Here is a 13,015-nt window from a genome sequence, read left to right on the forward strand (position 1 = left end):
CCCTTTTTACTTTTTTACTCTTTTACTTTTCTACTTTTATTTGTACCTTTGCTTAAAAATCAAAACACACAGTATGAACGTAAAACTTCGCGGCACTCTATGTGGCGTCGGCGCAGCCGTGTTCTACGGCACTAATCCGCTCGGCGCCATGAACTTGTACCATGACGGTATCAGTGCCAACTCTACACTTTTCTATCGTTTCGGACTCGCTATCGTGATGCTTGGCGTGATGATGCTCGTGCAGCGCAAGAAGTTCGGCGTAACGCGCAGCGAACTGATGTTGCTCGCCATGCTCGGCGTGTTCATGGGCTCGTCGTCGTCATCGCTCTTCATCAGCTTCAACTATATGGACGTGGGCATCGCCTCCACGCTGCTATTCGTCTATCCGGTTATGGTGGCGGTGATTATGGCGCTGCTGTTCAAAGAGAAAGTGACGCCAGCCACGGTCATCTCCATTGCGCTCGCATTGGGCGGAATAGCTCTTCTGAACCAGACTTCCGACGGATCGGCGCTCAGCACGCTCGGCGTCTTGCTCGTCATGGTGTCGTCGCTCACGTACGCCGTGTATATCGTTGTGGTGAACAAGTCGCGCCTGAGGATGTCGTCGGTGAAGCTCACGTTCTACGTGCTTATCTTCGGTCTGCTCACCATTCTCGGCTACACGTTCGCCATGGGCGAGACGGTGCAGTTGCTCACCACGCCGCACCAGTGGCTCTTCGCTGCCCAGCTCGCGCTGATGCCTACCGTGCTATCGTTAGTGCTTATGGCGATAGCCGTTAAAGACATTGGCTCTACTCCCACCGCAATTCTTGGTGCGCTCGAACCGATAACAGCTGTAGCCATAGGCTGCGTCTGCTTCGGCGAGTCGTTCACTATGCGTCTTGCCGTGGGCATCGCGCTCATCCTCACCGCCGTGCTGCTCATCATCGGCGGCAAGCAGGTTTCGCCGCAGCGTGTCACGGTGGCGTTCACGCGCCTGGGTCGCATAATCGTGAAGACATGGCGCTGGAAGCAGTAGACTTGCAGGAGACATTGAGTACCATAAAATGGAAAATATACCTATTATATAATAGATAAACAGATAAACACATAAATAATCATAAATGTTCCGCAAAAAATTCGGACATTTATTATTTTGCATTAACTTTACACCAAAATTCAAACTCACCCTTCTCTTGGAAACGGACATCAATAGCTTAAGGTGGTGCTTGCTGAGAAAAAGTGCACTAACAAATGGTTGGCACAACAACCGAGCAAAGCCTCTGGCACAATCTCTAAACAGTGCATAAATACGCTACAACAGAATTTGGGAATCGTAAGAAATGCTGAAAAAGTTCTTGATATTGACGTTTCTGATTTACTTTGGAGGACAATATAGAATATGAATAGACAGTTCACACATATAGATTGTTTTGCTGGGCCCGGAGGAATATGTACTGGTCTTCATGCAGCAGGCTTCAATACGCTTGTAGCTATTGAGTATATTAAAAGCTGTTGTGAGACTTATTCAGCCAACCATCCGGAGGTTCATGTCATACACTCTGATATTAGGGATGTGACAGAAGACCAAGTATTGCCATATATTCCTGAGGATGGCGTTGACTTAGTAACTTCCGGCATGCCTTGTGAAACCTTTTCTACAGCAGGAAACACTTCACGATCGTTCTATGACGACCGTCAATTCTTGTTCCGTGAAGGAATACGCATTGCAAAAATGACTAATGCAAAGATGATTCTTTTTGAGAATGTTCCTGCTATTACATCAAAAAAAGCACATAAGGATTCTCCCACATTAATCGTTGAGATTCTGCGCAAGGAGTTAGAAGATGCCGGCTATGGCAATATGATTCAGGTTGTGTTAGATGCAACAAAATTTGGAGTACCTCAAAAACGCAACCGATTCTTTATTTTGGCAACTCGGTTCGATGATTGGTGGCTTTCAGAACCAAATCAGATGTGCAAACCAACAACGGTTGGCGATGCACTTGCGGGACTTCCAAACGTAATACCCAATTCAGGTATTGAAGGTACGGAATACGTTAATGTAGACAATGCATACTACGCACTAATGCGAGATGATAAGTTCTGGAAAAGAGAAGGCATGGGCGGTGAACGTATATCAAATCACATGCCCATGAAACATAGAGAATATACCTTAAAACGTTTTGCTCTATTGGGTCCAGGCGAAAGTCTCAAGACATTATTCGATCGCTACCAAGGAGAAGAACGAGAAAAGCTTCAGAAACAGCGAATTCTTCCAAAGAAAATGTTTATAAAGCGAAATTTGCGACTAAAAGAAAACGAAGCAGCCCCAACAGTGACCAGTCATTGTTTAGATGAATTTGTCCACCCAATACACAACAGATGTCTGACAGTCCGAGAATGTGCACGGTTACAATCTTTCCCCGATTCATATAACTTTGTTGGAGGTCCTTACATTGTTCCTCATATTGATAGGACAGTACAAGACAAGTATGAACAAATTGGGGATGCTGTTCCTCCATTGCTTGCATACGCTTGGGGGCTTCAGATTAAAGAACTCTTCAAACTTAACAAATATGGAATTTGACTATTATAAATACTGCCTATCTACTTATCAGAAAGAATATAACCGTTGCTACAAGCAACTTCAAAAGGCATATAAGGGCAAAGCAAGCTTCGAAAAGAAGCAAGACGAATGGGCAAAAGAATCCCAAAAGTCTGCAATACGCGTTTCCGTAATGAAAGGTCTCAATGAAATAGAAAACCCTTCAGTTTCAGAATTATGGAGTGCGCTTTACCGAGTTCATCTCTATAAAAAGTCAGGCATTAAAGACTTGGATACTATCCAGAAGGTCATAAGTGCTGATGAAAGTTGGAAGAAATCAAGTGGTCATGCGTTTGAGGAAATGATTAAAGAACTTGCCTCACTTACTCTTGAAGGCACCGATGTTAGCATTATACTTCAACGGGATTTGAACACTTTGATAAAAGCCGGAGAATTAGACAATGAGCCCCGTGATATCAGTTGGCTGAAAGACCAGATAAAAGGCAACATTTTTGATTTGTATTGCATTGTTACCATCGGAGACAAGAAAAAATGCTTCGGCTGTGTTCAATGCAAGACCAGTATCCGTGATCGCGTTACACGCGACAGAGAGCCTTCACTTCACGCCATGCAGTCATACTTCTGGAGCATTGCATTTGTGTTGGATGGTGATTTCCTCAAACTGCCCAAGTTCAAGGCGATGGTCAATGGTGGTTCCAAAGAGTTTCCTACAAATGGCTGGCATGGTATGTATGTATTCTCTGAGAAAGAATCTGCTGATCGTATATACCCGATAGCTGTTGATTTTGAACTTTTCAAGTCTCACGCAATTCAAGCAGCAAAGCAATGGAAGGAACAACGTCAATGGTTTAATCCTGAATGGAGAACGGTTTAAGAATTAGGAATTACGTTTTTTCTGCAGTTCCATTACTATTAAATATCCGTAAAAAGGCACACGAAATATTGCCTTTTTGCGGATATTTTTGTTACTTTGCTACATATTATATATATATGATACATCTGAAAGATATTAACAAGACTTACCAGGGTGCGCAGCCGCTGCATGTGCTGAAGGGAATCACGCTCGACATTGCCGAGGGCGAGTTCGTTTCTATCATGGGCGCGTCGGGCTCGGGCAAGTCTACTCTGCTCAATATTCTCGGCATTCTCGACAACTACGACTCGGGCGAATACCTGCTCGGCGGCACGCTCATCAAGAACCTCTCGGAGACGCGCGCTGCAGAGTATCGCAACCGCATGATAGGTTTCATCTTTCAGTCGTTCAACCTCATAGCGTTCAAGACGGCGGTGGAGAACGTGGAGCTGCCGCTCTACTATCAGGGCGTGGCACGACGCATGCGCCACAAGCTGGCGATGGAGTATCTCGACCGACTCGGACTGGCGCAGTGGGCAGACCACTACCCCAACGAGATGTCGGGCGGACAGAAGCAGCGCGTGGCTATAGCGCGGGCGCTCATCACGAAGCCGCAGATAATTCTCGCCGACGAACCTACGGGCGCACTCGACTCGAAGACGTCGGTGGAGGTAATGGAACTGCTGAAAAGGCTGAACGCCGAGGAGGGCGTGACCACCATCGTCGTGACGCACGAGAGCGGCGTGGCTAACGAGACCAACAAGATTGTACACATAAAGGACGGCGTAATAGGCCGCATCGAGGAGAACCTCGACCATACGGCGCGTCCGTTCGGCATCAACGGCATAATGAAGTAAAGGCACATGCGCGACATATTCATCGAAATACTCACCACCATCAAGCACAACCGGCTGCGCACGGCGCTCACGGGCTTCTCCGTAGCGTGGGGCATCTTCATCCTCATCGTGCTGCTCGGTGCGGGCAACGGTCTGATCAACGCTATGATGGGCAACTCGAACCGATTCCTCGCCACATCAATGGTGGTGTACGGAGGCGAGACGTCGAAGGCGTACGACGGTCTGGGCGAAGGGCGCGCCGTGGAGCTGAACGACAAGGACATGAGCATCACCAAGGAGGGCTTCAACAACAACGTGGAGACCGTGGGCGCAGAACTGTCGCAGCAGGGCGAGACGCTCGTCAACGGCAGCAACTACACCACGGGCATAAAGCTGAGCGGCGTATACCCGAACGACATCTACATCAACAAGCGCACGATGGTCTGCGGACGCTTCATCAACCAGCTCGACCTTAAGGACCGCCGCAAGTCGATAGTCATATCCTCGGACATGGCGAAGGAACTGCTGCCACAGTCGCCGCTCGCACTCAACGGGCAGCTGATACGCACAACGACGCTCGCCTTCCGCGTCGTGGGCATCTACGAGAGTCAGAAGAACAGCATGGGCAACGACGCCTTCATACCGTTCACGACGTTCCGCGCCATATACAGCAAGGGCGACAAGACGGGCGACATCGTCTTCTCGTTCAGCAATCTCAACTCGGAGGCTGAGAACGCGGCGTTCGAATCCAACTATCGTGCGAGGATAAACCGACAGCACCGCGCCGCGCCCGACGACGAAAACGCCGTATGGATATGGAACCGATTCACGCAGGCGCTCAGCATGAATACCGCCAACGGACTGCTGAGCACGGCGCTCTGGGTGATAGGCATACTGACGCTCATCTCGGGCATCGTGGGCGTGTCGAACATCATGCTCATCACCGTGCGCGAACGCACTCACGAGTTCGGCATACGCAAGGCTATCGGCGCCAAGCCGTGGTCTATCCTGCGCCTCATCATCATCGAGAGCGTCGCCATCACTACTTTCTTCGGCTACATAGGCATGCTGCTCGGCATCGCCGCCAACCAGTATATGGACGCCACTATCGGAAAGGAAACCATCGACAACGGACTCTTCGCCATACAGATGTTCACTAACCCCACCGTGGGCTTCGACACCTGCATAAAAGCCACACTACTGATGATAGTCGCCGGCACGCTCGCCGGACTAATACCCGCTCGCAAGGCAGCCCGAATCAGACCGATTGAGGCGCTGAGGGCTGAGTAGGAGCCCCTCCCAACCCTCCCCGTCGGGGATGGCTTAGTTAGCCTTAGTCCCCTCGGCTTAAAAAGGCCTAAGAAGGCTTAGTTCGGCTTAAACGCCGCCTTAATTAAAAGCTTAAGAAAACAATGATACGATTCGACACCGACCGCTTGCGTGAAATACTCGACACGCTATCCCGCAACAAATCGCGCACCTTCCTAACCGGATTCGGCGTGTTTTGGGGCGTGTTCATGCTCGTCGGACTCATCGGCGGAGGCGACGGACTCAAGGAGCTTATCAACAAGAACCTCGACGGATTCGCCACAAACTCTGCCGTCGTATGGGCGCAGCAGACAACCATACCCTACCACGGATTCCGCAAAGGACGACAGTGGGTGATGAACTACGACGACGTGAAGCGACTCAAGGCGCACGTGCCAGAGCTCGACGTCGTTACGCCTACCATCACGCGATGGGGAGCGGGCGCAACGCACGGCGACAAACACGCCTCATGCACCGTGAAGGGCGTGATGCCAGACATGCAGGAGGTCACTACGCCGAAGATGTTCTACGGACGATACATAAACGAGATGGACATCAGTCAGGGACGCAAGGTCTGCGTCATCGGCAAGCAAGTGTACAAGTCGCTCTTCACCGGCGGAGGCGACCCGTGCGGTCAGCTCATTCGCATCGACTCCATATATTATAATGTGGTGGGTGTCAACTATAGCGACGGCAACATGAACATCAACGGCAGCGACGAACAAGCCGTAGTGCTGCCCATCACGCTCGTGCAGCAGGTGTACAACCGCGGACACAACATCGACCTGCTCTGCATGACCGGAAAGCCCGGCGTGAAGATGAGCGACATCACCGACCGCATACGCAGCGTGATAGCGCAGGCGCACGACGTGAGTCCGAAGGACGATAAGGGCGTGATGATATTCAACACCGAGATGATGTTCTCGATGGTCGACAGCATGTTCCGCGGCGTCAACATACTCATCTGGCTCGTAGGCATAGGCACGCTGCTCGCCGGAGCCATCGGCGTGTCGAACATCATGATGGTGACCGTGCGCGAACGCACAACAGAGATTGGCATACGCCGTGCAATAGGCGCCACACCGCGAAGCATTCTCTCGCAAATCATCTCCGAAAGCATACTCCTCACAGCCATTGCCGGCATGAGCGGCATACTCTTCGTTGTGCTTATCCTGCAGGCGCTCGAAATGGCTAACACAACGGACGGCATCGTCAAGGCTCACTTTCAGATTAGCTTCTGGACAGCCGTGGGCGCCGTAGCCATGCTCTCACTGCTCGGCGTGCTCGCCGGACTCGCGCCTGCCATGAGAGCCATGAGAATCAAACCCGTAGACGCCATGCGCGACGAGTAAAACAACCCAGCTTATGAAAAAGTACATCAAATACATCCTCATGGCACTTGTTGCCGTGATCTTCATCGGAACATTCGTGTTTCTCTACATCAAGTCGCAGCCTCAACCAGAGGTCTACGACGAGTTCACACTGCAGCGTATGAACATCCGCAAGACCACCGTCGTCACCGGCAAGATTGAGCCGCGCAACGAGGTGAACGTGAAGCCGCAAATCTCGGGCATCATCACCGAGATACTCAAAGAGGCAGGCGAAACGGTTCAGCAGGGCGAGGTGATTGCAAAGGTCAAGGTGATTCCGGACATGGGTTCGCTCAGCGCAGCCCAGTCGCGTCTGCGTCTTGCCGAGATAAACCGCAAGCAGGCGCAAACCGACTACGACCGCGAGAAGGCTCTTTTCGACAAAGGACTCGTCGCTGCCGACGAATACGACAAGATAGCGCAGGCTCTGCGCCAGGCTCGCGAGGAGGTGGACGCAGCGCAGGACAACCTGGAGGTAGTGCGCGACGGCGTTTCGAAGTCGAACGCTTCGGCTTCGTCTACGCTCATACGCTCCACAATCACGGGTCTGATACTCGACATACCGGTGAAGGTGGGCAACTCCGTCATTCTTGCCAACACCTTCAACGACGGAACCACAATAGCTACCGTCGCAAACATGAACGACCTCATCTTCCGCGGCAATATCGACGAGACTGAGGTGGGTCGTCTCTCCGCCGGAATGAACATGAAGATTACGATCGGCGCGCTGCAGGATCTGAAGTTCGACGCCCGCTTAGAGTACATCTCGCCGAAAGCTACGGAGCAGAACGGCGCCAACCAGTTTGAGATAAAGGCAGCCGTGAATCTGCCGTCCTCGTCTACGAACATACGCTCGGGCTACAGCGCCAACGCAGAGATAGTGCTGGCTGAAGCGAAGAACGTGCTGGCTGTGCCAGAGAGCGCCATAGAGTTTGAGGGCAACGACACATACGTCTACGTGATAAAGGGCGAAGGCGACAAGCAGACATACGAGCGACGCAAGGTGCAGACCGGCATTTCGGACGGCATCAACATCGAGATTCGCAGCGGAGTGAAACAGAACGAACGCGTGCGCGGACCGAAAAAGATGGTTGCCGACAACAAATAAGCAACAACTACAGATTATATCACGGTTAGCTTGCCGCAATCGGCGGCAGTTAACCGTACAACCTAAGACCTCTTACGTACTACAGAACGCAATTTAATGCACAAATTGTTAGAGAGTATATAAAAAACGAATATACTAATACATACTAATACATACTAATAACAAACCAATATGAACAAATTATTCTTTACAGCCCTTGCGCTGCTCGGCACTTGTACAGCCGTAGCAGCCGAAGACTACAAGGGCGAAACGCCGAAAAGCGGAGGCACCTACTGTCTCTACAATGTCGGCAAGAAACAGTTTCTCGGCACCGAAGACGGACGTCTTGTGCTTGGTGGCGAGAAGGTGAAGGTGACGCTCGAACAGATCGAGAGCGCAACCACTCCGGGATTCTACCGCATCATGTCGGGCGACACAGCGTGGGGAGCCGAACTTTGGGGCACGCCGTCTGCAAAGGGCGGCACGTTCAGCGAGTGGCGCATTGAGCCGGTGGAGGGTTCTACCGAAGAATACGCCATCTCGAGCCGCAACACAGAGGCAAGTGCTTCGATGTATCTCTACCAGAACTCAGTCTACAACCGCATCGCCGCTATGCCACAGATGCCGGGCAAGGAGTTTGAGGCTGCACAGTGGCTACTCGTAGACGCCAATACGCCCGAGACTGCCATCGAAGGCGTGAAGACCGACGGCGTAGAGACCGAACAGAAGCAGACTCATGCCAAGGGCGTGCACAACATCGGCGGTCAGCAGGTGCGCACAGACAGCAACACCGACGGATTGCAGGAGGGCATATACATCGTGAACGGCAAGAAAACGCTGCTGAAGAAGTAAGCTGTCACACATTATATATATAGTAGATATTACAACAAACCTAAAAACATTATGATAGCAAATATCAAACAGCGTCTCGTGCTCTTGCTTTCTCTTGTGTGCCTCCTCGCCGGCGGCACGCTTTCGGTACAGGCACGCCAGTCGCTACTCACCAACTATACGCCTAACGGCGCGTCGTTCAAGTACGAGACGGCGATAAACTTCCAGAAGCAGAGCTTCAAGGCTGTGCTCGACCTCAGCACCTGCGACAACTCGAAAGCGAACGAGAACGTGCTCTCTATCGGCGACGACCTTCAGGGCGCAAACGGATGGGGCGGCGTCAACGTCATCCATCTTTTCTACACAAAGAGCAGCAGCACCCTGCAGATCAACTGCTTCAACCCGAGTCAGACTCACCGCGAGGACATCTCGAACATCTCGGGCGAGACCACCATCGAGCTGAAGTCGGACGGTCTGTACATTAACGGCGTGCTGCGTTGCGACGCTTCTACGGTGAGCAACATCCTCGCGATGTCGTCTATCCTCTACGGAAGCACGCAGGGTAACACACGCTCTTGGGCTACGTACAAGGAGATTTCGCTCGAAGACGTGGAAGGCGGATCTACCGGCGGCGGTGGCACTACAAACCCCACCGAGCGCAAGTTCGACGCTTCGTGGATTCAGAACCAGCAGAAAGTGGGCGACTATAAGGAGGATGCTCACGCTACGTTCATACCCTACGCTTCTGAGGAGGCTATGAAGAGCGACGCTGCGTTCAACGAGCCGTGGCTCACTCCGCAGAACGCCGAGACACAGCTGCTCAACGGCGAGTGGAAGTTCAAGTTCGTGCCCGGAACACAGAACGGTCCTGGCGAAAGCGAGTTCTTCGCTGCCGACTACGACGACTCGGCATGGGACAACATCCGCGTGCCGCTCTCTTGGGAGATGGCAGGCTACGGCAAACCGGTATACACCAACGTGGGCTACCCGTTCCAGAACAATCCACCGAACGCCAACGTGGGCTACACCTACTACGGTGTGGAGGATCACAACGCAATAGGCTTCTACCGCCGCTCGTTCAGCGTGCCCGAATCGTGGAACGGCAAGCGTCTTTTCGTCCACTTCGACGGCGTGTACAGCGCTGCCGTGGTATGGGTGAACGGCAAGTACGTAGGCTACTCGCAGGACTCTAACACCGACGCCGAGTTCGACATCACCGACTTCGCCAAGGTGGGCGACAACCAGCTTTCGGTGCGCGTCTACCGCTGGTGCGACGGCTCTTATCTCGAAGGTCAGGACATGTGGCACCTCTCGGGCATTCACCGCGACGTCTATCTCGTGGCTACGCCGAAGGTGTTCGTTGCCGACCATTATATCACAGCGCCCAACCTCAGCAAGGACGCTACGAGCGGCACACTGAAGGTGGCGCTGAAGGTGGACAACCGCGACGGTGTAGAGGCTGCGAAGAAGTTCTCTGTAGAACTGCTCGACCATGAGGGCAAGACCGTTGGCTCGGCTACAGCCGAATACAGCGGCACTGACACCAAGACCGTCGACGCTACTATCAGCCAGCTCAGCGGTCTGCACGCATGGAGCGCCGAAGACCCGTATCTCTACAGCGTTGTCGTTAAGCAGCAGACTGCCGAGGGCGCCGACGAGATGGTGTTCTCTACGAAATACGGTTTCCGCAACATTGAGCAGAAGGGCAACCTCGTGTACATCAACGGCAAGCGCGTGTTCTTCAAGGGTGTGAACACTCAGGACGCTCACCCCGAATACGGACGTGCCATCGACATGGAGACCATGCTGCGCGACGTGGAGATGATGAAGCAGGCGAACGTGAACACCGTGCGCACCAGCCACTATCCGCGCCAGCCGAAGATGTACGCCATGTTCGACGCTTACGGTCTGTACACCATGGACGAGGCGAACGTGGAGTGCCACTTCAACCAGAACCTCGCCTCTAACTCTACATGGCGTACAGCCATCGACGACCGCGAGGTGCGCATGGTGATGCGCGACCGCAACCACCCGAGCGTCATCTTCTGGTCGCTCGGCAACGAGTCGGGCGGCGCAAGCAACTTCGCTTCGAGCGTCAGCAAGATTCGCCAGCTCGACGACCGCCTCATCCACTACGAGGGCAACATGAGCTACTCTGACCTCGGCTCTTCGATGTATCCTACCGTGAGCAACGTGAGCGGCAGCAGCAACGGATATGCAGGCAAGCCTTACTTCATCTGCGAGTATGCACACGCAATGGGTCAGGCTGTGGGCAACCTGCAGGAGTACTGGGACGTTATCGAGGCAAGCAACGGCATCCTCGGCGGCTGCATCTGGGACTGGGTTGACCAGAGTTTCTACGACCCTGCACGACTCGTGAAGGGCGAACGCAAGAGCGAGAACGGCTTCAACTACTGGGTTTCGGGCTACGACTACAACTCTACCGGCGGCGTGGGCGTAGGCTTCCAGGGCAACTTCGTGAACAACGGACTCATCACGCCCGACCGTGCATGGACGGGCAAGCTCACAGAGGTGAAGCGCGTATACCAGAACGCTGCGTTCACAGACTTCTACGACGGCAAGCTCACGCTGAAGAACAAGAACTCGTTCGTCGACCTTGAGATGTACGACCTCGTCTACCAGGTGCTGCGCGACGGACGCGTCGTTGAGGAGGGCACGGCTGACATGCCTGCCATAGCTGCCGGCAAGGAGGCTAAGGTTGCTATACCGTACACCACAACCGTAGGCGACGACGCCGAGTATCTGCTCAACGTATCGCTGCGCCTGAAGGAGGCTACGATGTGGGCTGAAGAGGGCTTCGCCGTGGCAGAACAGCAGTTCGAGATTGGCAAGCGCCCGGCTCTCGCCGCTCACAACGCCGACATGAATAGCTGCTCGGCACTCACCGTAGAGGGTCAGACCGTGAAGGGCAAGACAGCCGACGGCGAGTTCGCCATCAGCTTCAACAACGGCAAGATGCAGACATGGACATACAACGGCAAGGCGCTCATCGCCGAGGGTCCCGACTTCAACAGCTACCGCAAGGTGGACAACGACCGCAACTTCCGCCCGACGTTCAGCAACTCTGCCAGCGTCAGCGTGACGGGCGCACTCGCCAAGAGCGGCGACAACGCGACGATGTCTGTTAAGGGCAGAGCCAACGCCTGCCAGTACACCATCGACTATACGTTCTATCCCGACGGAGTGGTAGACATGAAGGTGACATTCTCGCCGAGCGCTTCGCTCGCACGCATGGGTCTCGGCATGCAGTTCGCCGCAGGCTTCGAGGACGTAGAATACTACGCACGCGGTCCGTGGTCTAACTACGCCGACCGCAAGACCGGCTCTATGATCGGACGCTATCAGACCACCGTCGACGACATGGTAGACGAGATGCTCCACCCGCAGACATACGGCGACCACCAGGATATGCGCTCGCTCACGCTGCGCAATAACAGCGTGCCCGGTCAGCCGCTCTCGCTGAACATCGAGGCAGATGGTCAGGCAGCCTTCTCGCTCGGCCACTACGACGAGACACGCTGGTGTACATGGGGCGACTCGATGTGGAACTCGCAGCTCCACTGGTACGACCTCACACGCGATCCGCAGATATACGCCCACTTCGACTACGCACAGCGCGGTCTGGGCAACAACTCTTGCGGCGGCGACGGCTGCCTCTCGCAGTACGAGGTGCCGTCACGAGGCAACTACTCTTATACCCTGCGCTTCACACCTGGCAAATAAACATTCAGACAAATAACCCTTAGGAGGCTACGGCATTCTTGTCGTAGCCTTTTTTTGTAGCGGAGGTCTCCGGCCTCCGCAGCAGGCAGCGTTGTTGCTAACATAAGACATAGTGCGGCGGAAGTCTCCGCAGAAAGCTGCGTTAGACCTGGTGCGGCGGAGGCCGGAGACCTCCGCTACTATCCTTCCATTTACGATTTCAAACAAAAACAGCCCTAAAACTTACACTTCAAAACCATAACAAACCGAATGAAAAACAATTTTTTGATGTGTTCGAGCACATAATATTTGACATATATCAATAAAACCGCAAGTTTCGTGACATTTACATTAAAAACATTTGTCATCTTCAGAATTGTACGTACCTTTGCATTGTCAAAAGGTTAATAGATTGTTTAGGTTAGTAGTAATAGATTTAGGTTTTTAGTTATTAGGTTT

General features: G+C 53.0%; 9 protein-coding genes. All 9 read left to right on the forward strand.

Annotated elements, in window-relative coordinates:
- The first annotated feature begins 73 nt into the window (after positions 1–73).
- Positions 74–1,018, forward strand: a complete 945-nt coding sequence (locus KTQ90_RS07045) for an EamA family transporter (RefSeq protein WP_217317747.1) — start codon at positions 74–76, stop codon at positions 1,016–1,018.
- Positions 1,019–1,381: 363 nt separating this feature from the next.
- On the forward strand, positions 1,382–2,569 hold the full coding sequence (locus tag KTQ90_RS07050) for a DNA cytosine methyltransferase (protein ID WP_217317748.1): 1,188 nt from the start codon (positions 1,382–1,384) through the stop codon (positions 2,567–2,569).
- Positions 2,559–3,422, forward strand: a complete 864-nt coding sequence (locus KTQ90_RS07055; protein WP_217317749.1) for a BsaWI family type II restriction enzyme — start codon at positions 2,559–2,561, stop codon at positions 3,420–3,422. Before KTQ90_RS07050 ends, KTQ90_RS07055 begins: the two co-directional genes overlap by 11 nt.
- Positions 3,423–3,538: 116 nt before the next feature.
- Entirely contained in the window at positions 3,539–4,258 is a 720-nt protein-coding gene (locus KTQ90_RS07060; RefSeq protein ID WP_217317750.1) for an ABC transporter ATP-binding protein, read from the forward strand.
- A 6-nt stretch (positions 4,259–4,264) separates the two neighbouring features.
- Positions 4,265–5,527: an ABC transporter permease gene (locus KTQ90_RS07065; RefSeq protein ID WP_217317751.1), complete on the forward strand. Its 1,263-nt coding sequence runs from the start codon at positions 4,265–4,267 to the stop codon at positions 5,525–5,527.
- 125 nt (positions 5,528–5,652) lie between these two features.
- Complete coding sequence (locus KTQ90_RS07070; protein WP_217317756.1) at positions 5,653–6,897, forward strand: ABC transporter permease; 1,245 nt, start codon at positions 5,653–5,655, stop codon at positions 6,895–6,897.
- A 13-nt stretch (positions 6,898–6,910) separates the two neighbouring features.
- Complete coding sequence (locus tag KTQ90_RS07075) at positions 6,911–8,023, forward strand: efflux RND transporter periplasmic adaptor subunit (protein ID WP_217317752.1); 1,113 nt, start codon at positions 6,911–6,913, stop codon at positions 8,021–8,023.
- A 171-nt stretch (positions 8,024–8,194) separates the two neighbouring features.
- Positions 8,195–8,854 (forward strand): hypothetical protein, encoded by a 660-nt coding sequence (locus KTQ90_RS07080; RefSeq protein ID WP_217317753.1) that lies wholly within the window; start codon positions 8,195–8,197, stop codon positions 8,852–8,854.
- A gap of 51 nt (positions 8,855–8,905) precedes the next feature.
- The gene (locus KTQ90_RS07085; RefSeq protein WP_217317754.1) at positions 8,906–12,577 is read left to right on the forward strand and encodes a glycoside hydrolase family 2 TIM barrel-domain containing protein; all 3,672 of its coding nucleotides are present in this window, start codon (positions 8,906–8,908) and stop codon (positions 12,575–12,577) included.
- Positions 12,578–13,015 lie beyond the last annotated feature (438 nt).

Source organism: Leyella stercorea (assembly GCF_019052365.1).
GTDB lineage: Bacteria > Bacteroidota > Bacteroidia > Bacteroidales > Bacteroidaceae > Prevotella.